A 19,424-nucleotide genomic window follows, 5' to 3' on the forward strand; every position below is an offset into this window, starting at 1 on the left:
CCCGGGAGCGGACCGCTCCTGAAGAAACGTTCCTGCAATGGCGGCCGAAGCCGAGACCCCGGACCGTCAGCGCCCCGCGGCGTCCACCAGCTTGTCGAGCGTCGCCTCGACGGCGGGGACCTGCGCCAGATCCGGCAGGGTGAGCGCGACGATCTCGCGGTGGACGGCAGGCTCCAGACGTACCGCCGTCGCCCCCTTGGGACGCACCGACGCGAGGGTGAGCTCCGGCAGCGCGGCGACTCCCAGACCGGCCCCGACCAGGCCGATGACCGCCGGATAGTCGTCCGTCGCGAAGTCGATCCGCGGGGTGAAGCCCGCGCTCTCACAGACCTCCACGAGATGCCTGCGGCAGCGGGGACAGCCCGCGATCCACGGTTCGTCGGCCAGCTCGGCGAAGCGCGCGACGCCCGCCTTCGCCAGCCGGTGGCCGGCCGGCACCAGCCCGACCAGCCGGTCCGCCAGGATCGGGCGCACCACCAGGTCGTCCCACTCCGCCCCGGCCGCCGGGTCCGCACCGCGCACCTCGGGGTAGCGGAAGGCCAGCGCGATCTCGCAGTCACCGTTGCGCAGCATCTCGATCGAGCGCGGCGGCTCGGCCTCGACCAGCGAGACCCGGGTGCCCGGATGCGCGGCGCGCATCGTCGCCAGGGCCGTCGGCACCAGCGTCGAGCTGCCGGAGGGGAACGACACCAGCCGCACCCGTCCTGCGCGCAGGCCCGCGATGGCGGCGATCTCCTCCTCGGCGGCGGTGAGCCCGGCCAGGATGCCGACCGCGTGCCGGACGAGCGCCTCACCCGCCTGGGTCAGCCGCATCTCACGGCCCGCGCGGACCAGCAGCGGGGTGCCGGCGGACTGTTCCAGCGCCTTCATCTGCTGGCTGACGGCCGGCTGGGTGCAGCCCAGTTCGCGCGCGGCGGCGGAGAACGAGCCGCTCCTGGCCACGGCGCGCAGCACACGGAGGTGACGGGCCTCGATCATGTTTCGAGCATAAGCGCCGCTTGGACCGGTCGGGAAAAATTGCGTCCTTGCTTTTGGGGCACACGGCTTCGGACATGCCTAACGTGGATCGAAGGCGCGCATGAGCTGGGGTGACGCCGGCGGAACCGGCCCCGGAGCACGTCGCACGACCGAACAACGGAGCACCGTATGAAGCTGCTGAGCGTGAATATGGGGCGGCCGACCCCGTGCCGGCACACCACCGCGGAGGGCGGTACGGGGATCGACAAGCGGCCCGTGGACGGGCCGGTGGCGGTGGCCGCGCCCGGCCCCAAGGGCGTCGGGGGCAGCGGGCTGGCCGGGGACGCGGTGGTCGACCTGCGCCATCACGGCGGCGACGACCAGGCCGTTTACGCCTACGCCCGGGAGGATCTGGACGCCTGGCAGCGGGAGCTGGGCCGCGAGCTGGCCAATGGGGTCTTCGGCGAGAACCTCACCACGTGGGGCGTCGAGGTCACCGGCGCCCGTATCGGCGAGTGCTGGCGGGTGGGTCCGCGGCTGCTGCTGGAGGTGACCTCACCGCGGATTCCGTGCCGGACGTTCCACGCGTGGCTCGGCGAACGCGGCTGGATCAGGCGGTTCACCCAGGCCGCGGTGCCCGGCGCGTATCTGCGGGTGATCGAGCCGGGCGAGATCCGGGCCGGGGACGCCGTCGAGGTGGTGCACCGGCCGGCTCACGAGGTGACGATCGGGCTGATGTTCCAGGCCCTGACGACCCGGCGGGAGCTGCTGCCGCGGCTGCTGGAGGCAGATGCGGCGCTGCCGGAGGAGGCGCGGCAGAAGGCGCGGAAGTATGCGGAGCGGGCGGCGGTTTGAGCGGCCCCGCCGGGCCCGGGACGGTGGAGCCCGGAGCGGGCGGCAAAGGATCTGCTTCCGGTGGGCCGTGGGGCGGCCGCGCCACCGGGGGTTGGGGCTCAGGCGTCGTGCCCGGGGCGGATAGCGTGCCCGTATGACGACTGCATTGATCACGGGAGCGACGGCGGGCATCGGGGCGGCGTTCGCCCGGCGGCTCGCGAGCGACGGCCACAGCGTGGTGCTGGTGGCCCGCGACGAGAAGCGACTGCACGAGCAGGCCACCGAGTTGCACGACCGGCACGGCATCGAGGCGGAGGTGCTGAGCGCCGATCTGGCCACCGAGGAGGGCATCGCGGCCGTCGAGGCCCGGCTCTCGGACCCCAAGCACCCGGTGGACCTGCTGGTGAACAACGCCGGTTTCGGCAACAAGGGCGAGTACCTCGAAGTCTCGATGGCCGACGAGCTGACGATGCTCAAGGTGCACTGTGAGGCGGTGCTGCGGCTGACCACCGCCGGGGTGCGCGGGATGCGGGACCGGCGGCGCGGCGCGGTGGTCAATGTGGCGTCGGTGGCGGCGTTCGTACCGCGGGGCACCTACGGCGCGAGCAAGGCCTGGGTCGTGCAGTTCACCCAGGGCGCGGCGCGCGATCTGGCGGGCAGCGGCGTGCGGTTGATGGCGCTGTGCCCGGGATTCGTACGGACCGAGTTCCACGAGCGCGCCGGGATGGGGACGGACAACATCCCCGGGTGGATGTGGCTGGACGCGGACAAGCTGGTCGACGCCGCGATGAAGGACCTGACGCGGGGGAAGTCGCTGTCCATTCCGGATCCGCGCTACAAGGCGCTCATGGGCGCGGTGAAGCTGGCGCCCCGTGGCGTGCTGGGGGGCCTGACGTCCCGTACCGGCCGTAAATACGGGCCCCGCTGACGCCGGGTCACCCGGCCCGTTGCCGAGGGCGGCGCCGGGGTGGTGCCATGGCCGTGGCGCGCGGGGCGGGGCGGTGGGGTGCCGGGACGGTGCACCCACGGGTCCGTCCCCCGCGGAACGGCACAGGACGCACAACGACGTGGACCGGCCGGCGGCGCGCGCGGGACGAGCGAAGCGCGACGGCGGACGACCGCGAAGGAGGTCCGTTCAGCACTATGCACCCCACCTCTGACAGTCCCCCAGGACCTGCGGAAACGCCACCGGTCCGGCCCGGTCTGCTGCTGTCGATGGGGCCGGGCGTGGCCGGCCGGCTCCTCGCCGCCCGCCACCACACCCGCCTCGCGGCGCTGGCCCGTACGGACCCGCACCTGGTCGCCCACGATCTGGCCGACCCCACCCCCGAGGTCGCCGCCGCCCTCGCCGGCGCCGAGGTGCTGCTCACCTGCTGGGGCGCGCCACCGCTCACCGACCGGGTGCTGGCCGCGGCCCCCCGGCTGCGGGCCGTCGTGCACGCCGCCGGATCGGTCAAGCACCACCTCACCGACGCCTGCTGGGACCGCGGTATCGCCGTCAGTTCGGCCGCCGCCGCCAACGCCCTCCCGGTCGCCGAATACACCCTCGCCGCGATCCTCTTCGCCAACAAGCGCGTGCTGCACGCCGCCCACCGCTACCGCGGTCTGCGCGCGCCCCACGACTGGCCGGGCGAACTCGCCGGGGCGGGCAACTACCGCCGCACCGTCGGCGTCATCGGCGCCTCCCGCATCGGCCGCCGCGTCATCGAGCTGCTGCGCCCGTTCGACCTGCGCGTTCTGCTGTACGACCCGTATGTGGAGGCCGCCGAGGCCACCCGGCTGGGCGCGGCCCCGGTTCCGCTCGACGCGCTCTGCGCCGACAGCGACATCGTCACCGTGCACGCCCCGCAGCTGCCCGCCACCCGCCATCTGCTCGGCGCCCGGCAGCTGGCCCTGATGCCGGACGGCGCGACCCTGGTCAACACCGCCCGCGGCGCACTGGTCGACGAGGCGGCCCTGCTGCCCGAGCTGGTCACCGGCCGGCTGCACGCGGTCCTCGACGTCACCGAGCCCGACCTCCCGCGCCCCGGCTCGCCGTTGTACGACCTGCCGAACGTGCTGCTGACCCCGCATGTGGCGGGTTCGCTGGGCACCGAGCTCCACCGCCTGGCCGACCACGCCCTCGACGAACTCGAACGCTACGGCCAAGGCCGCCCGTTCCTCGCCCCCGTACGGCGGGAGGAGCTGCACCACTCGGCGTGAACCGGGCCCGTCGGCGGGGAGTCCGGCGGCCATGGCCCCGCCCGCCCGCCGAAAACCCGAAGACCCGGCCCCCGCCAAGGCGGGAACCGGGTCTCGGGTGAAGCAGTCCGACGCGGCGCGTCAGCCGGTGCGACGGCTCACGTCAGTGCGCGCCAGCTCGCGTCAGTGCGCGTGGCCGTGACCGTGACCGGCCTCCGGCTCCTCCTCGGCGGGCTTCTCGACGACCAGGGTCTCGGTCGTCAGCAGCAGCGAGGCGATCGACGCGGCGTTCTCCAGGGCGGAGCGGGTGACCTTGACCGGGTCGATGACGCCGGCCTTGACCAGGTCGCCGTACTCGCCGGTGGCGGCGTTGAAGCCGTTGCCCTTGTCCTGCTCGGCGACCTTCGCGGTGATGACGTAGCCCTCGAGGCCGGCGTTCTCCGCGATCCAGCGCAGCGGCTCGACGACGGCGCGGCGGACGACGGCGACACCGGTGGCCTCGTCGCCCTCCTTGCCGAGGGAGCCCTCCAGCACCTTGGCGGCGTGGACCAGCGCGGAGCCACCACCGGAGACGATGCCCTCCTCGACCGCGGCGCGGGTCGCGGAGATGGCGTCCTCCAGACGGTGCTTCTTCTCCTTGAGCTCGACCTCGGTGGCCGCACCCACGCGGATGACGCAGACGCCACCGGCGAGCTTGGCGAGGCGCTCCTGGAGCTTCTCGCGGTCCCAGTCCGAGTCGGTGGACTCGATCTCGGCCTTGATCTGGGCCACGCGGCCGGTGACGTCCTCGGACTTGCCGCCACCGTCGACGATGGTGGTGTCGTCCTTGGTGACGGTCACCCGGCGGGCGGTGCCGAGCACGTCCAGACCGGCCTGGTCGAGCTTGAGGCCGACCTCTTCGGCGATGACGGTGGCACCGGTGAGGGTGGCCATGTCGCCGAGCATCGCCTTGCGGCGGTCACCGAAGCCGGGGGCCTTGACGGCCACGGCGTTGAAGGTGCCACGGATCTTGTTCACGACCAGGGTCGACAGGGCCTCGCCCTCGACGTCCTCGGCGATGATCAGCAGCGGCTTGGAGGCACCGGCCTGGATGACCTTCTCCAGCAGCGGCAGCAGGTCCTGGATCGAGGAGATCTTGCCCTGGTGGATCAGGATGTACGGGTCCTCGAGGACGGCCTCCATACGCTCCTGGTCGGTGACCATGTACGGCGAGAGGTAGCCCTTGTCGAAGGCCATGCCCTCGGTGAAGTCCAGCTCCAGACCGAAGGTGTTGGACTCCTCGACGGTGATGACACCGTCCTTGCCGACCTTGTCCATCGCCTCGGCGATGAGCTCGCCGACCTGCTTGTCCTGCGCGGACAGACCGGCCACGGCGGCGATGTCGGACTTGTCGTCGATCGGACGGGCGGTCGCGAGAAGCTCGTCGGAGACGGCCTTGACGGCGGCGTCGATGCCCTTCTTCAGGGCGGCGGGGGAGGCGCCGGCGGCGACGTTGCGCAGACCCTCGCGGACCAGCGCCTGGGCCAGCACGGTGGCGGTGGTGGTGCCGTCACCCGCGATGTCGTTGGTCTTGGTCGCCACCTCCTTGACGAGCTGGGCGCCGAGGTTCTCGTACGGGTCGTCGACCTCGACCTCACGGGCGATGGTGACGCCGTCGTTGGTGATGGTCGGCGCGCCGAACTTCTTGTCGATGACGACGTTGCGGCCCTTGGGGCCGATGGTCACCTTGACGGTGTCGGCAAGCTTGTTGACGCCGCGCTCAAGGGCGCGACGGGCGTCCTCGTCGAACTTCAGGATCTTCGCCATGGGTTGCTTCAAGTCCTCTCATTGCGATCCTCGGCCACGACGTGGGGACCGCTGTCGCTCAAACGAACTGCGCCCCTGCCCCGGGTTGATTAGACGCGGGAACCAGGGGCGCAGATCACGGCAAAACTGGGTGACTTACTTCTCGACGATCGCGAGAACGTCGCGAGCCGAGAGAACGAGGTAGTCCTCGTTGTTGTACTTCACCTCGGTGCCGCCGTACTTGCTGTAGAGCACGACGTCGCCGACCTTCACGTCGAGCTCGACGCGCTTGCCGTCCTCGACCCGGCCCGGGCCCACGGCCAGGACGACGCCCTCCTGGGGCTTCTCCTTGGCGGTGTCCGGAATGACCAGGCCCGAGGCCGTGGTCTGCTCGGCGTCGAGCGGCTGGACCACAATGCGGTCCTCAAGCGGCTTGATGGCAACCTTGGAGCTGGTGGTCGTCACGATCCGACCTCCCCCTTCGGAGATCTCACGGGGTTAACTGTCTGAGGTGGCGACCAGGTGGATCCGTCGTCGCGGGTGCCGGACCTGCCCGTCGCTGTGTCTGGCACTCCCCACTGGAGAGTGCCAACGCCGAGACTATGACGCGGTTAGCACTCGGTCAAGCGGAGTGCCAGCGCGGCGGGGAGCTCTTCCCGCCTCGCCGGTTGACCGGCCGTGCCGGGGCCCGGTTTCCCGGCGACCCGGCTTCGGCGATCATGGCCATCTACAGCGGGGGCGGGGCGGGTTACGAGGCAGGCAGCTTCCCGCCAAATCGGACATGCCTTCCCCTTCCTCGCAACCACGCCCTCGGCTGCCCCGTCTCTTTCCTCGACTGACGGGCCGACGAACCGGGCCCGCACCCGGCCGGCCGGCGGCCCCGACAAGATGGCGGAGGAATAGCCGTGCGTGCACCGACCAGAGTTCCCCGGAAGGCCCGGGTGCCGGAGCGGGATGTCGAGCGCACCATGACGTTCGCCGCGCTCGCCCAGGCACCGGACCGGCGGAGAACCGAGGCACGGCTGCTCGTCCTCGTCGTCCTGATCACGGTCTTCGGCTACACCTACACCGGTCTGTCGATGGGCGGCCTGCGCCCCGGCGGACTGGCCGTCTTCACCGCCGGCATGCTGTTCATGACGCTGGTCCCGCATCTGGTCCTGCGCCGCTACGCGCCCCGCGCCGATCCGCTGATCCTGCCGCTGGCCACCCTGCTGACCGGAATCGGCCTGGTGCTGCTGCACCGCCTCGACCTCACCTACGCACAGACGCCCCGGCTGAAAACCGCCCAGGCGGCCAACGGCCAGCTGCTGTGGACGGTGATCGGGGTGATGGTCTGCCTCGCCATCCTGCTGCTGCTGCGCGATCACCGCATCCTCCAGCGCTACATCTATCTGACGATGGTGATCGCGCTGGTCCTGCTGATGGCACCGGCCTTCTTCGGCGCCGATATGTACGGCGCCAAGCGCTGGATCCTGCTGGGGCCGCTGTCGTTGCAGCCCGGCGAGTTCGTGAAGATCATGATCTCGGTGTTCTTCGCGGGCTATCTCACCGTCAACCGCGACGCCCTCGCACTGGCCGGCCGCCGCGTCATGGGCATCCAGCTGCCCCCGGGACGGCAGCTCGCGCCGATCTTCACGATCTGGGCGATCAGCCTGCTGGTGCTGATCTTCGAACGCGACCTGGGCACCTCGCTGATCTTCTTCGGCGTCTTCGTGATCATGCTCTACATGGCCACCGACCGCACCAGTTGGGTGGTGTGCGGCCTGCTGATGGCCACGGTCGGCGCGGCCGTGGTCGGCTCCCTCGAACCACATGTCCACGGCCGGGTCACCGCCTGGCTCGACCCGATGCGGGCCTTCACCAAGGAGGGCCAGGCCGAGCACATGTCCAACCAGCTCGCCGAGGCCCTGCTCAGCTTCGGCAGCGGCGGCATCAGCGGCAGCGGCCTCGGCCAGGGCCACCCCGAACTGATCGGCTTCGCCGGCAACAGCGACTTCATCCTCACCACCGTCGGCGAGGAGCTGGGCCTGGCCGGGGTCATGGCCGTGATCATGCTCTACGTACTGCTGGCCCAGCGCGGCCTCCGCGTCGGCCTGAGCGCCCGCGACCCCTTCGGCAAGCTCCTGGCCGTCGGCCTCTCCGGCGCGCTCCTCCTCCAGGTCTTCGTCGTCTCCGGCGGCGTCACCGGCCTCATCCCCCTCACGGGCAAGGCCCTCCCCTTCCTCGCCAAGGGGGGCTCCTCGTTGGTCGCCAACTGGGTCATGGTGGCGCTTTTGCTGCGCATCAGCGACCGTGCGCAAAGGCGGCGTGAGCCGCTTTAATTCCCACGTTTTCGGCCGTCCCGCCGTCTGGGACCTCGCCGTTGCGCCTGCGGCGAGCGGTGCCGCTGCGCGGGGCTGTCGGGTGCGGTGACGGGCCTGCACGGGTGGGGGTTTCCGGACTGCTTCGCTTTACGTCCGGAAACCCCCACCCGCGCAGACCCGTCCCCTCCCGTTGGAGGGTGGGAAAGACGGTCGGTGGGGGTGCATGTCGGTGGTCCGGTGCGCCTCGCCGATCGCAGTGAACTGGCTACGAATGGCCAGCCCCCACCCACCTGCACTCACTCCCCCAACGGGAGGGGACGGGCCGGAGGGGCCGGTGTGTGGGACGTAAAGCGAAGCAGTCCCACACACCGGCCCCGGAGGTCCGTCACCGCACCCACAAACCACCTGGCCCGCCGCAGGCGCAACGGCGAGAAACCCCCACGGCGAGAAAGCCGAAAACGTGGGGAGACAATGACACCGTGAATGACGGAGACACTTTCGCCGACCTCCTCACCCCCGAGGGGCAGGCCCTGCTGGCCGAGCTGCGGGACCACGACCCGGCGGATGAGCTGGCGGCAGCCACCCGGTTGCGGCGGGAGCACCCCGCGGCGCTGGTTTCCGCCGCGCTCGGGCAGGCGCGGTTGCGACAGCGGGCGGTGGCGAAGTTCGGGGCGGACGCCTGGCGGATGTACTTCACGCCGAACGGGGTGGAGCAGTCCACCCGCGCCACGGTGGCGGCGCACCGCGCGACCCGGCTCGCCGCGCTGGGCGTGCGTACGCTGGCCGATCTGTGCTGCGGTATCGGCGGGGACGCGATCGCCCTGGCGCGCGCCGGGATCCGGGTGCTGGCCGTAGACCGTGACCCGCTGGCCTGTGCGGCGGCGCGGGCCAACGCGGAGGCGCTGGGGCTCGCGGAGTGGATCGAAGTGCGCTGTGCGGATGTGACGGAGGTGGACACCGCCGGGTACGACGCGGTGTTCGTCGATCCGGCGCGGCGCAGCAAGGCGCGGGGTGGCCGGATTTTTGACCCCGAGGCCTACTCGCCGCCGCTGTCCTGGGCCGTCGAGGCGGCCCGTAAGGCACCGGTCGCGGCGCTGAAGATCGCGCCGGGGGTGCCGCACGAGGCGCTGCCCGAGGACGCCGAGACGGAATGGATCTCGGACGGGGGCGACGTCAAGGAAGCCGTGGTGTGGTTCGGCGCGGCGGGGGACGGGGCGGACCGCATCACGTCCGGCGGCCGCCGGGCCACGCTGCTGCCGGCCGGCGACTCACTGCTGGGCGCGGGGCTGCCGGACCCCGAGCCGGGCCCGGTCGGCGACTGGCTGTACGAGCCGGACGGGGCGGTGATCCGGGCCCATCTGGTCGCGGATGTCGCGGAGCAGCTCGACGGCCGGCTGATCGATCCGACCATCGCGTACATCACCGCGGACCGGCTGACGGCCACGCCGTACGCGACGGCCTATGCGATCACCGATGTGCTGCCGTTCCACGTCAAGAAGCTCAAGGCGCTGCTGCGGGAGCGCGGGGTCGGGATCGCGGTGATCAAGAAGCGGGGCTCCGCGGTGGAGCCCGAGGAGCTGCGCAAGAAGCTGAAGCTCGGCGGCGGCCGCACGTCCTGCACGATCTTCCTCACCCGGGTCGCCGGCGCCCCCACCATGCTGTTGGGGCACCCGGCCACGGACCCGGTCACGCCAGGTCGGTGAGGTCCTCGGCGTAGATCTGGGAGAGCGGCTGCGGGCCGATGTACTGCTGGCAGGTGCACTGGCCGGCCTCGTACTGCACCGGCTTGTGGTCGGCGTCCCAGGCGACCGCCATCTCCACCCGCTCATGACACTTGCCCTTTTTGTCATGCTTGGCGAGGTGGTGGGTACACCCGCACACCGGCTCCGGTGGCTTCTGGGCGGCGGCCAGCTCCTGCCGCTGTTGGCGGGCGGTCTCCAGGCGCTCCATCTTGCGTTCGTGCCGGGTGCGCAGCGCGGTGCGGGCGGTGTCGGCGACCTTCGCGAAGCCGCCCGCCATGAAGAAGATGAAGACCCACCAGAACCAGTCCACAGCCTGCCGCCTCCCCACTCGCACGCTCGGTGCCCCAGTCAGGGTAAGACCTCGGGCCGGACAGCGGGCCGGGGGCGGCGTAAGGACTCGCAGAAGGACAAAGCGAGTCCTCGCCGGGCCTCAGGAGTAGAGGTTGTGCTTGCTCATCTCGTGGACGTGGTCATGGTCGTGGGAGTGGGAGTGCGCGTGGGCGGCGTCCTCGGGGACCTCGCCGGGCACATGCGGCTCGGTGACCGGGAGGGACGAGTCCGCGGAGAGGTCCCAGGCGGAGGCCGGCCGGTTGCGGGCCACCATCTCCGCGCCCAGGGCCGCGACCATCGCACCGTTGTCGGTGCACAGCTTGGGCCGCGGCACCCGCAGGGTGATGCCGGCGTCCTCGCAGCGGCGCTGGGCCATCGCCCGCAGCCGGGAGTTGGCCGCGACCCCGCCGCCGATCATCAGGTGGTCCACACCGTTGTCCTTGCAGGCCCGGACGGCCTTACGGGTCAGCACGTCCACCACGGCCTCCTGGAACGACGCCGAGACATCCGCCACCGGCACCTCCTCGCCGGCCGCCCGCTTGGCCTCGATCCAGCGGGCCACCGCCGTCTTCAGGCCGGAGAAGGAGAAGTCGTAGACCGGGTCGCGGGGGCCGGTCAGCCCGCGCGGGAAGCGGATCGCGTCGGGGTTGCCCTCGCGGGCGTAGCGGTCGATGACCGGACCGCCCGGGAAGCCGAGGTGCAGCACCCGTGCGATCTTGTCGAACGCCTCGCCGGCGGCGTCGTCGATGGTCGAGCCGAGCGGACGCACATCGGAGGTGATGTCGGGGGCGAGGAGGAGGGAGGAGTGACCGCCGGAGACCAGCAGGGCCATGGTCGGCTCGGGCAGCGGGCCGTGTTCCAGCTGGTCGACGCAGATGTGCGAGGCGAGGTGGTTGACGCCGTAGAGCGGCTTGCCGAGGGCGTAGGCGTACGCCTTGGCGGCCGAGACGCCGACCAGCAGCGCACCGGCCAGGCCCGGTCCCGCGGTGACCGCGATCCCGTCCAGGTCGGAGGCCGCGACCCCGGCGTCCTTCAGGGCGCGCTGGATGGTGGGGACCATCGCCTCCAGGTGGGCGCGGGAGGCCACCTCCGGCACCACGCCGCCGAAGCGGGCGTGCTCGTCGACGCTGGAGGCGACCGCGTCGGCCAGCAGGGTGTGGCCGCGGACGATGCCGACACCGGTCTCGTCGCAGGAGGTCTCGATGCCGAGGACGAGCGGTCCGCCGCGTGAGTCAGCCATGGTTCTCAAGTTCCTTGTACGGAGGGTGCTTCGGAGGAGGTCTGGGTGGTGCGGCGCATCACCAGGGCGTCGTGGTTGCCGGGCTGGTAGTAGCCGCGGCGGAAACCGATCGGCTCGAAGCCGAAGCGCTCGTAGAGGCGCTGGGCGCGGAGGTTGTCGACCCGTACCTCCAGCAGCACCTCGTGGCATTCGAAGTCCGTTGCCGCGTGCAGGAGTTCGGTCAGCAGCCGGGCGCCGAGGCCGCTGCCCCACTGGTCGCGGGCGGTGGCGATGGTCTGGATGTCGCCGGTGCCGTCGACGGCGGCCAGCCCGCCGTAGCCGACCAGCCGGCAGTCCTGCTCGGCGACGAGATACCGGCGGGTGGCGGACGGGCCGCGGGCGTGCGCCAGCTCGGACCAGAACATGCCCGGCGACCAGGCGTCCTCGGGGAACAGCTCGCGCTCCAGCTCCAGCACCGGCGCCAGGTCCCACCAGCGCATCTCGCGCAGCACGGCCGCGGGCCGGGCGTCGTCGCCGCGCCGGGGGTCTCCCGGCACAGCGTCTGCGGGAGGCGCCGGGGTGCGGGGTTCGGACGACGGGCGGGAACTCACCGGGGAGTGACCACCTTGTAGTTGGCGGGGACCTGGGCGTCCGGACGCCGCAGATACAGCGGCTGCGGCGGCAGCAGCTCCTCCCCCGCGGCGAGCTTCAGCGCGGCCAGGCCGGCCAGCGCGCCGGCGGACTGGTGCTCGGGCGCCTCGCGCCGTACGCCGGTGAAGACCGTGTCGTAGAGCACCGCACCCGCGCCCACGGCCGGGACGCCGGCCATCTGGTCGGCGAGGTCAGCGGGACGGTCGACGGCCGGGTCGGTCAGCCTTGTGCGGGCATCGGCGTAGCGCGCCCAGTAGACCTCTTTGCGGCGGGCGTCGGTGGCCACGACGAAGGGCTCGGTCAGTCCGGAGGCGTGGGCGAGGCCGTCCAGCGTGCACAGACCGTGCACGGGCACGCCGAGCACGGCCCCGAAGGTGGCGGCGGTCACCAGGCCGACGCGCAGCCCCGTGTACGGGCCCGGGCCCACGCCGACCACGATGTCGCTGACCGCGTCGAGCTTCTGCCCGGCCTCGGCCAGCACCCGGTCGACGGCGGGCAGCAGCAGTTCGCCGTGCCGGCGCGCGTCCACCTGGCGGGACTCGGCGAGAACGCGGGTGCCGTCATGGAGCGCGACGGTGACGGCGGGGGTGGCGGTGTCAAGAGCTAGCAGCAGCACGTCCTTAAGACTACGGCTCGACGGGTGGTTCCCGTTCCCGGTGCTACCGTCGCCCCCGTAGCCCAGCAGCAAGCAGCCCGGCCTCCAGGCCCGGGACTCCCGGCCGGCGGCAGGGAGAGGGAGGAAAGGTGGCACAGCGGTGCCCGGTAAGAGCAGCACGATCGTCACCGCACTGACCACGGCGGCCCTGGTCGTGGTCGGAGTCCTCGGCTACCAGGCCGCGGCGTCCGCCCCGGACACCCTCACCCGGGCCCGCGGCGACGGCCGGCACAGCACCCCCGAGAAGCACCCGGCCCAGCAGGGCAAGAAGCACAAGACCCCGGCTCCGGCCCCGGTCCCGGCGGCGTCCGGCAAGGGCCAGCGGATCGTGTACTCGCTCGGCGCCAAGCGGGTCTGGCTGGTCACCGCGCAGGACAAGGCGCTGCGGACGTTCACGGTCGCGCCGAGCGCCGTCAGCCCGCCGCCGGGGTCCTACGCGGTCGCCTCGCGGTCGGTCAGCGTCACCGGCTCGGACGGGATCGCGATCGAGCACGTGGTGCGGTTCGCCAGTGTCAGCGGGGTCACGGTCGGCTTCAGCGCCGCTGTGGACGGCTCGCGGCCCGACCCGGGTACGGGGAAGAAGACCGGCGGAATCCGTGAGTCGCGTGCGGACGGCAAGGCCATGTGGGACTTCGCGCCCACCGGCACCAAGGTCGTCGTCGTCTCCTGACCGCGCGGCGCCCGGTCGGTCCGCTCTTCGCCCCTATGGGCTACGCCGCGTCGCGGCCTCCGGTGGACGCCGGCTCCTCGGACTCCTCCGCCGCCGGCTCCGCGGGCTTGTCCTGACGGGCCTCCTCGGCGGCGTCGGGGGGTGTGGAGACCGCGCTGGCCGCGGCGCACGCCGCCAGCAGCTCGTTCATCGTCGGCGTCTCGCGGGTGGCGCGCCCGGCCGCCGCGACGGGGCCGCCCTCGCGGCCGTCAGACGGGGGGAAGGGCTGGTGGGCCGACATGGACGCCTCCCGGGGCTCCTGGGGCAAGCGACAGAAGCTAGGCTGGCTACTTAGGCTGACCTAACTGGGGTCTCCACCCATGTCACCACGCCCGGTACCAGGTGCGCAACATCTTACCGACGGCTTGTCGGAAACTACCGGGCGCCCGGCCGGATCCAGGGCCGGGCCGAGGCGCGGCGGCGGCCGTCCCGCCCCGCCGTCAGCAGGTCTCCAGCGCCAGCAGCCCGGCGTCCGCCCAGCGCGCGCCGAAGCCGGTGACCGTCACCTCACGCACATCGTCCGCGTCGGCCTCCAGGGCCGCCGGGCCGTCGTCCCCCACGGCACGGCCGATGACCACATGCAGCCGGTCGTCGGACAGCTCCTCGACCTTGCCCTCGCCCCACTCCACGACCACCACCGACTCCGGCAGCGAGACATCGAGGTCCAGGTCCTCCATCTCGTCCAGCCCGCCGCCGAGCCGGTAGGCGTCGACATGCACCAGCGGGGGGCCGCCGGCCAGCGAGGGGTGGACCCGGGCGATGACAAAGGTGGGAGAGGTGACGGCGCCGCGCACGCCCAGGCCCTCGCCCAGGCCGCGGGTCAGCGTCGTCTTGCCGGCCCCCAGCTCACCGGTGAGCAGTACCAGGTCGCCGGGGCGCAGCAGTGGGGCCAGGCGGCGGCCCAACTCCTGCATCTGTTCGGGGGACTTGACGGTGATGTGCGCCATCGCGCCGGTGGTGCTCATGCCGCAAATGGTACGGCCTGCCCCTCTCCCGACCACCACCCCTCATCGACACCGCTGCGCGGTGGCGGCCTTGCCCCGCACCTCCCCGACCACGCCGCTGTGGCCGGAGGCCCGCGGCCACGGCCTGCCGGGTGGCCGGAGCCCCCGGCAGGCCAGGCGCTCAGGCGCGGGCGTGCCGGGAGCTGCGGGCCGCCGCGCCGGCCCGTTCCACCAGGGACACCAGATGCTCATTGACCAGCTCGGGCCGCTCCAGCATCACCAGATGGCCGGCGCCGGGGACACAGACCAGCTCCGCGTCGGGCAGCACCTCGGCGATCGCCTGGCTGTGGTCGGCCGGGGTGATCAGATCGCTCTCCCCGGCGAGCACCAGCGCGGGCACCGCGTCGTACGCGACCAGCGCCTCGGTCTTGTCATGCACCGCGAACGCCGGGAAGAACTCGGCGACCACATCGATCGGGGTCGCCTCGATCAGCCGCTCGCCGAACCGCGCGATACCCGGGTCCACCTTCTCCGGCGTCCCGAACGAGTAGCGCTTGATCAGCCCCGCGAAGAGGTCGGCGGTGGCCCGCCGCCCGCGCTCGACGATCTCGCGCTGCCAGCCCAGCGCCCTCAGCACGCCCGGCGCGAGCCAGTGGAAGGCCTTGACGCCCATGGACGGCAGCCCGAAGCCGACCTCGCTGAGCCGGCCCGCGGACGTGCCGATCAGGGCCACCCCGACCACCCGCTCCGCGACGTACTCGGGGAACTGATCGGCCAGCGCCATCACCGTCATCCCGCCCATGGAGTGCCCGACCAGCACGATCGGCCCCTCGGGCACCGCGGCGTCCAGCACCGCCTTCAGGTCCCGGCCCAGCAGGTCGATGGTGACCGGTTCCGTGCCGTCGATCTGGCTGTGGCCGCGCGAGGAGCGGCCGTGGCTGCGCTGGTCCCAGTGGACGGTGCGTACCGCGCCGCGCAGCGCGGAGCGCTGGAAGTGCCAGGAGTCCTGGCTGAGGCAGTAGCCGTGGCTGAAGACGACCGTGGGGGCCGTGCCACGCCGGCCCAGCGCCGCCGACAGCCGCTTGCGCAGACCGCCCTGGGCCTCCTGCGCGGCCCGCGCCTCCTTGCCGCGCACCGGCTTGGCGGACCGGTCGGCCTTGCTGCCCTTGCCGTTCCTGACCTTGCCCGGGTGGTCGTCCTTCTCCGGCCGGCCCGTCTCCACGCCCGGCTCGTCGACCTCGTAATACAGCTCGGTGCCGTCCTCGGCGATCGCCGCGCCCGGGGTGCCGCGCAGCGTGCCGTACGGGCCGGCGGCGTCCAGTGCGAGCCGGGCCCGGCGGCGCATCCCGCGGCCGACCGTCATCCGCTCTATCGCCACACCGGCCGCGGCGCCCGCCGCGACCACCCCGATCGCGGCACCGGCCACGCCGGCGTGCCGGCCCGCCCGTGCCCAGTTGCCGGCCGCCTCGACGGCCGTCTCGACCGCCTGCGCGGCGGCCTCCTGTCCCTCGGTCATGCCGTACCCCCCGTGAGCGCGCTGTCTCCTTCGGCTTCGCTCCGTATGCCGCTGTCCACATAGACGCGCGGGACCCGGCTTCCGATCCGGGTGACGATCTCGTAGCCGATGGTTCCGGCCACCCTGGCCCAGTCCTCCGCGGTCGGCTCACCGCGGTCCCCCGGGCCGAACAGCACCGCCGGATCCCCCGGCTCGGCGCTGTCGCCGCCCAGATCGACCACGAACTGGTCCATCGCGATCCGCCCGGCGACCGTCCGCCACTTGCCGGCGACCAGCACCGGGCCGGTGCCGGAGGCGTGCCGCGGGATGCCGTCCGCATAGCCGAGCGGGACCAGCGCCAGGGAGGTCTCCCCGGGCGTCGTGTAGTGGTGCCCGTACGACACGCCGTGGCCGCCCGGGACGCGCTTGACCGAGGCGAGCGAGGCCTCCAGCGTCATCGCGGGCCGCAGCCCGAAGTCCTGCGAGGTCCCGACCTCGGGGCTGGGCGAGACGCCGTAGATACCGATACCGGTACGGACCAGGTCGAAGTGCGCCTCGGGGAGGGTCAGCAGCGCCGGGGTGTTGGCGATATGCCGCACCTCGGGGTGCAGCCCGGCCCGCTCGGCGGTCCGCAACCCCTCCTGGAAGACGGCCAGCTGGGCGGCGATCGAGGGGTGGCCGGGCTCGTCGGCGCAGGCGAAGTGCGACCAGACACCGCTGACCGTCAGCACGCCCTCGGCCTCGGCGGCCCGGGCGGCGGCGGTCAGCTCCGGCCAGTCGGCGGGGGCGCAGCCGTTGCGGCCGAGCCCGGTGTCGATCTTGAGCTGGACGCGGGCGGCACGGCCGCACTCCCGGGCCGCCGCGGTCACCTCGCGCAGCGCCCACAGCCCGCTCACCGCGACCTCGATGTCCTGCTCGATGGCCCGGCGCCAGGGGCCGCCCGGCGTCCACAGCCAGCACAGCAGCCGCCCGGTGTCACCGGCCGCCCGCAGCGCGAAGGCCTCCTCGGGCAGCGCCGTACCCAGCCAGCCCGCACCGGCCTCACGGGCGGCGCGCGCACAGCGCACCGCTCCGTGTCCATAGCCGTCGGACTTGACCACGGCCATCAGCTCTGCCCGGGGTGCGCGGTCCCGCAGGGCACGCACATTCGACCGCACGGCGGCGAGGTCGATGGTGGCGCGGGCGCGCTTCGCTGTCTCGTTCATCCCCCTCAGTGTCGCAGGCGACGCCGCGGGGCCCCGGGGGACGGGCGCGGAAAGCGTGCTCACACGCCGGGCTTCCGCCCCCAGACGTACACGGTGTCGCCCTTCCTCAGCACTTCCCACGCCCGCCGCGCGTCCGTCATGGTGAGGTTGACGCAGCCGTGCGAGCCGGCCCCCGAGAAGATGTCCTCGTATACGCCGTGCAGCGCCTCCCCGCGGTCGAAGAACTGGGCGTAGGGCATCCGCGTGCCGTAGAGGTTCGAGATGTGGTGCCGGTGGCGCAGATAGATCCGGTACGAGCCGGTGCGGGTCTCCATCGTCGGCGCACCGGACCGGATCGCCACCGGTTCGAGGATCACCTGGCCGCCCTGCTGCACCCACATCAGCTGCCGGTTCAGGTCGACACACGCGGTCCGCTGGGCGAGGGCGGGGCAGTTCCCGGCCCGGTTGGGGTCCTTCCTGGCCCGCATCACCCGCACGATCGCCCCCGTGACCGGGCCGGCGAAGCCGGTCGCCGGCGCGATGCGGTGGGCCTGCTGGAACCGCCGGATCGCCCGGCAGTCCCCCGTGCTCTGCCGCCCGTCCACCTGCCGCCCCAGATAGCGCTCCGCCTGCCGCTGGTAGGGCCCGGTGGAGGCGCTGCACCGGGCCGCCCGGCCGGCGGGCGCCGCCTCGGACCGCGGCACGTACTCGATGTGCCGGGGCCGGGTGGTCTCCCGCACCGCGCGCGGCAGCCCGGGAACCAGGGCGGGCAGGCGGTACGCGGCGGACGGGGACGCCACGGTGGGCGACGGCGCCACGGCCACCGCGGGCGGCCCGGCAACGAGGAGCGAGGCGCCGACCAGCAGCGCCGAAAGGGTGCGTTTCATGCCCTCACGCATGCCGTGGGCGCGCGGCCATACCGCCCGCCGGGCGCCAGGTTCGCCCTGGTGCCCGCACCGTTCCCCCGCGGGGCGTAACGCCGCCCCGGCAGCTGTCAGTGCGTCACATCACGCCAGGCGGCGCCCAGATGGGCGGCGACCTCGGAGGCCAGGACCGGCGCGCCGTCCGGCCCGGCCGCGCGGCGCGCCGCCAGCCCGTGCAGATACGCGCCGACGGATCCGGCGTCCCGCGCCGGCAGTCCCGCGGCGAGCAACGACCCGGTCACCCCCGACAGCACATCCCCGCTCCCGGCCGTCGCCAGCCAGCCGGTCCCGGTGGGGTTGACCCGTACGGGACCGTCCGCCTCCGCGACCAGCGTCGTCGAGCCCTTGAGCAGCACCGTGGCCCCGTAGCGCGCCGCCAACTCCCGTACGGAGGCCAGCCGCGCCGCCTCGACCTCCTCGCGCCCGCGCCCGAGCAGCGCGGCGGCCTCCCCCGCGTGCGGCGTCAGCAAGGTCTCTGCCCTGCGCGCCCGGACCCGCTCCGGCGTCAGGAAGCGCAGGCCGTCCGCGTCCACCAGCACCGGCACATCCGCCGCCAGCACGTCCTCCAGCGCGTCCGCCTCGTCTCCGATGCCGGGCCCGATCACCCACGCCTGCACCCGGCCGGCCTTGTCCGGCGGTCCGGGGTGCACCAGCGTCTCCGGGAAGCGCGCCAGCACCGCGTCGGCGGCCGGGCCGACATACCGCACGGCCCCCGCGCCGCCCCGCAGCGCGCCCGCCACCGCGAGCACCGCCGCCCCCGGATACCGCGCGGACCCGGCGACCACCCCGACCACGCCCCGCCGGTACTTGTCGCTCTCGGGCGCCGGACGCGGCAACAGCTCCGCCACGTCCTCATGCTGCAACGCCTCCAGTTCGGCCTCCTGCGGCAGCGTGAGCCCGATGTCGACCAGCCGCAGCGCCCCGGCCCGGTCCCGCGCCGGGTCGATCAGCAGCCCCGGCTTGTACGCACCGAACGTCACCGTCGCATCGGCCCGTACGGCGTCCCCGTGCACCTCGCCGCTGTCCGCGTCCACCCCGCTGGGCAGATCGACCGCGACCACCGGCGCCGACTCCCATGCCGCCCGCGCGAGTTGCGCGGCCTCCGGGCGCAGCCCACCGCGCCCGCCGATCCCGACGATGCCGTCCACGACGAGGTCGGCGCGGCCGATGTCCCGCGGCGCGTCGTCCGAAACGCGTCCCCCGGCGGCCCGCAGCGCGGCCAGTCCGCCCTGGTGGGCCCGTTCGGGCGAGAGCAGCACCGCCGCCACCCCGGCCCCGCGCCGGGCCAGCCGGGCGCCGGCGTACAGCGCGTCCCCGCCGTTGTCACCGCTGCCCACCAGCAGCACCACCCGGCTGCCGTACACCTTGCCCAGCAACTCCCCGCAGGCCACGGCCAGTCCGGCCGCCGCCCGCTGCATCAGGGCCCCTTCGGGCAGCCGGGCCATGAGCTCGCGCTCGGCGGTCCGTACGGTCTCCACGCTGTAGGCAGTCCTCATACCGCCAAGTCTCGCC

General features: G+C 73.1%; 19 protein-coding genes. 6 read left to right on the plus strand and 13 right to left on the minus strand.

The window, feature by feature from the left end; all coding sequences use genetic code 11:
* Positions 1-66: 66 nt before the first annotated feature.
* Positions 67-978 (minus strand): LysR family transcriptional regulator, encoded by a 912-nt coding sequence (locus CP981_RS17085; protein WP_085925722.1) that lies wholly within the window; start codon positions 976-978, stop codon positions 67-69.
* 168 nt (positions 979-1,146) lie between these two features.
* On the opposite strand from CP981_RS17085, the gene CP981_RS17090 reads away from it, so the two are divergent.
* From CP981_RS17090 to CP981_RS17100, 3 genes are all read left to right on the plus strand, one after another.
* Complete coding sequence (locus CP981_RS17090) at positions 1,147-1,812, plus strand: MOSC domain-containing protein (RefSeq protein ID WP_085925721.1); 666 nt, start codon at positions 1,147-1,149, stop codon at positions 1,810-1,812.
* A 133-nt stretch (positions 1,813-1,945) separates the two neighbouring features.
* On the plus strand, positions 1,946-2,719 hold the full coding sequence (locus CP981_RS17095; protein WP_085925720.1) for an SDR family NAD(P)-dependent oxidoreductase: 774 nt from the start codon (positions 1,946-1,948) through the stop codon (positions 2,717-2,719).
* Between the two features lie 215 nt (positions 2,720-2,934).
* Entirely contained in the window at positions 2,935-3,993 is a 1,059-nt protein-coding gene (locus CP981_RS17100) for a hydroxyacid dehydrogenase (RefSeq protein ID WP_244329684.1), read from the plus strand.
* A 162-nt stretch (positions 3,994-4,155) separates the two neighbouring features.
* Here CP981_RS17100 and groL read toward each other — a convergent pair whose 3' ends face one another.
* Together groL and groES are read right to left on the minus strand one after the other, a co-directional pair.
* The gene (gene groL, locus CP981_RS17105) at positions 4,156-5,778 is read right to left on the minus strand and encodes a chaperonin GroEL (RefSeq protein ID WP_085925718.1); all 1,623 of its coding nucleotides are present in this window, start codon (positions 5,776-5,778) and stop codon (positions 4,156-4,158) included.
* A 135-nt stretch (positions 5,779-5,913) separates the two neighbouring features.
* On the minus strand, positions 5,914-6,222 hold the full coding sequence (gene groES / locus CP981_RS17110) for a co-chaperone GroES (RefSeq protein ID WP_018090856.1): 309 nt from the start codon (positions 6,220-6,222) through the stop codon (positions 5,914-5,916).
* A gap of 503 nt (positions 6,223-6,725) precedes the next feature.
* On the opposite strand from groES, the gene CP981_RS17115 reads away from it, so the two are divergent.
* The gene (locus CP981_RS17115; RefSeq protein ID WP_085925736.1) at positions 6,726-8,078 is read left to right on the plus strand and encodes an FtsW/RodA/SpoVE family cell cycle protein; all 1,353 of its coding nucleotides are present in this window, start codon (positions 6,726-6,728) and stop codon (positions 8,076-8,078) included.
* Positions 8,079-8,539: 461 nt separating this feature from the next.
* Positions 8,540-9,763, plus strand: a complete 1,224-nt coding sequence (locus tag CP981_RS17120; RefSeq protein WP_085925717.1) for a THUMP-like domain-containing protein — start codon at positions 8,540-8,542, stop codon at positions 9,761-9,763.
* Here CP981_RS17120 and CP981_RS17125 read toward each other — a convergent pair.
* From CP981_RS17125 to tsaB, 4 genes are all read right to left on the minus strand, one after another.
* Positions 9,747-10,112: a hypothetical protein gene (locus CP981_RS17125; RefSeq protein WP_085925716.1), complete on the minus strand. Its 366-nt coding sequence runs from the start codon at positions 10,110-10,112 to the stop codon at positions 9,747-9,749. The two genes, CP981_RS17120 and CP981_RS17125, sit on opposite strands and share 17 nt — an antisense overlap.
* Before the next feature lie 120 nt (positions 10,113-10,232).
* Positions 10,233-11,372 carry a tRNA (adenosine(37)-N6)-threonylcarbamoyltransferase complex transferase subunit TsaD gene (gene tsaD, locus CP981_RS17130; protein ID WP_085925715.1) on the minus strand — a complete coding sequence of 380 codons (1,140 nt, stop codon included), beginning with the start codon at positions 11,370-11,372 and terminating at the stop codon, positions 10,233-10,235.
* Between the two features lie 5 nt (positions 11,373-11,377).
* Positions 11,378-11,851, minus strand: a complete 474-nt coding sequence (gene rimI / locus CP981_RS17135; RefSeq protein WP_085925735.1) for a ribosomal protein S18-alanine N-acetyltransferase — start codon at positions 11,849-11,851, stop codon at positions 11,378-11,380.
* Between the two features lie 107 nt (positions 11,852-11,958).
* Positions 11,959-12,618 (minus strand): tRNA (adenosine(37)-N6)-threonylcarbamoyltransferase complex dimerization subunit type 1 TsaB, encoded by a 660-nt coding sequence (gene tsaB / locus CP981_RS17140; RefSeq protein ID WP_085925714.1) that lies wholly within the window; start codon positions 12,616-12,618, stop codon positions 11,959-11,961.
* Between the two features lie 139 nt (positions 12,619-12,757).
* On the opposite strand from tsaB, the gene CP981_RS17145 reads away from it, so the two are divergent.
* Complete coding sequence (locus tag CP981_RS17145; RefSeq protein WP_085925713.1) at positions 12,758-13,327, plus strand: hypothetical protein; 570 nt, start codon at positions 12,758-12,760, stop codon at positions 13,325-13,327.
* 40 nt (positions 13,328-13,367) lie between these two features.
* Here CP981_RS17145 and CP981_RS17150 read toward each other — a convergent pair whose 3' ends face one another.
* From CP981_RS17150 to CP981_RS17175, 6 genes are all read right to left on the minus strand, one after another.
* The gene (locus CP981_RS17150) at positions 13,368-13,607 is read right to left on the minus strand and encodes a hypothetical protein (RefSeq protein ID WP_085925712.1); all 240 of its coding nucleotides are present in this window, start codon (positions 13,605-13,607) and stop codon (positions 13,368-13,370) included.
* Positions 13,608-13,806: 199 nt separating this feature from the next.
* Positions 13,807-14,331, minus strand: a complete 525-nt coding sequence (gene tsaE, locus CP981_RS17155; RefSeq protein WP_085925711.1) for a tRNA (adenosine(37)-N6)-threonylcarbamoyltransferase complex ATPase subunit type 1 TsaE — start codon at positions 14,329-14,331, stop codon at positions 13,807-13,809.
* A gap of 160 nt (positions 14,332-14,491) precedes the next feature.
* Entirely contained in the window at positions 14,492-15,826 is a 1,335-nt protein-coding gene (locus CP981_RS17160; RefSeq protein ID WP_085925710.1) for an alpha/beta fold hydrolase, read from the minus strand.
* Positions 15,823-17,010: an alanine racemase gene (gene alr / locus CP981_RS17165; RefSeq protein WP_085925709.1), complete on the minus strand. Its 1,188-nt coding sequence runs from the start codon at positions 17,008-17,010 to the stop codon at positions 15,823-15,825. The genes CP981_RS17160 and alr overlap by 4 nt, the downstream gene beginning before the upstream one ends.
* A 59-nt stretch (positions 17,011-17,069) precedes the next feature.
* On the minus strand, positions 17,070-17,876 hold the full coding sequence (locus tag CP981_RS17170) for a L,D-transpeptidase (protein ID WP_085925708.1): 807 nt from the start codon (positions 17,874-17,876) through the stop codon (positions 17,070-17,072).
* A 107-nt stretch (positions 17,877-17,983) separates the two neighbouring features.
* Positions 17,984-19,408 carry an NAD(P)H-hydrate dehydratase gene (locus tag CP981_RS17175; protein ID WP_085925707.1) on the minus strand — a complete coding sequence of 475 codons (1,425 nt, stop codon included), beginning with the start codon at positions 19,406-19,408 and terminating at the stop codon, positions 17,984-17,986.
* Positions 19,409-19,424 lie beyond the last annotated feature (16 nt).

Source organism: Streptomyces platensis, assembly GCF_008704855.1.
Classification (GTDB): Bacteria; Actinomycetota; Actinomycetes; order Streptomycetales; family Streptomycetaceae; genus Streptomyces; species Streptomyces platensis.

Coding starts and splice junctions, on each gene's coding strand:
- CP981_RS17085 (WP_085925722.1), bottom strand. CDS start 978: ATGATCGAGGCCCGTCACCTCCGTGTGCTGCGCGCCGTGGCCAGGAGC.
- CP981_RS17090 (WP_085925721.1), top strand. CDS start 1,147: ATGAAGCTGCTGAGCGTGAATATGGGGCGGCCGACCCCGTGCCGGCAC.
- CP981_RS17095 (WP_085925720.1), top strand. CDS start 1,946: ATGACGACTGCATTGATCACGGGAGCGACGGCGGGCATCGGGGCGGCG.
- CP981_RS17100 (WP_244329684.1), top strand. CDS start 2,935: ATGCACCCCACCTCTGACAGTCCCCCAGGACCTGCGGAAACGCCACCG.
- groL (WP_085925718.1), bottom strand. CDS start 5,778: ATGGCGAAGATCCTGAAGTTCGACGAGGACGCCCGTCGCGCCCTTGAG.
- CP981_RS17115 (WP_085925736.1), top strand. CDS start 6,726: ATGACGTTCGCCGCGCTCGCCCAGGCACCGGACCGGCGGAGAACCGAG.
- tsaD (WP_085925715.1), bottom strand. CDS start 11,372: ATGGCTGACTCACGCGGCGGACCGCTCGTCCTCGGCATCGAGACCTCC.
- rimI (WP_085925735.1), bottom strand. CDS start 11,851: ATGCGCTGGTGGGACCTGGCGCCGGTGCTGGAGCTGGAGCGCGAGCTG.
- CP981_RS17150 (WP_085925712.1), bottom strand. CDS start 13,607: ATGTCGGCCCACCAGCCCTTCCCCCCGTCTGACGGCCGCGAGGGCGGC.
- tsaE (WP_085925711.1), bottom strand. CDS start 14,331: ATGAGCACCACCGGCGCGATGGCGCACATCACCGTCAAGTCCCCCGAA.
- CP981_RS17160 (WP_085925710.1), bottom strand. CDS start 15,826: ATGACCGAGGGACAGGAGGCCGCCGCGCAGGCGGTCGAGACGGCCGTC.
- alr (WP_085925709.1), bottom strand. CDS start 17,010: ATGAACGAGACAGCGAAGCGCGCCCGCGCCACCATCGACCTCGCCGCC.
- CP981_RS17170 (WP_085925708.1), bottom strand. CDS start 17,876: ATGAAACGCACCCTTTCGGCGCTGCTGGTCGGCGCCTCGCTCCTCGTT.
- CP981_RS17175 (WP_085925707.1), bottom strand. CDS start 19,408: ATGAGGACTGCCTACAGCGTGGAGACCGTACGGACCGCCGAGCGCGAG.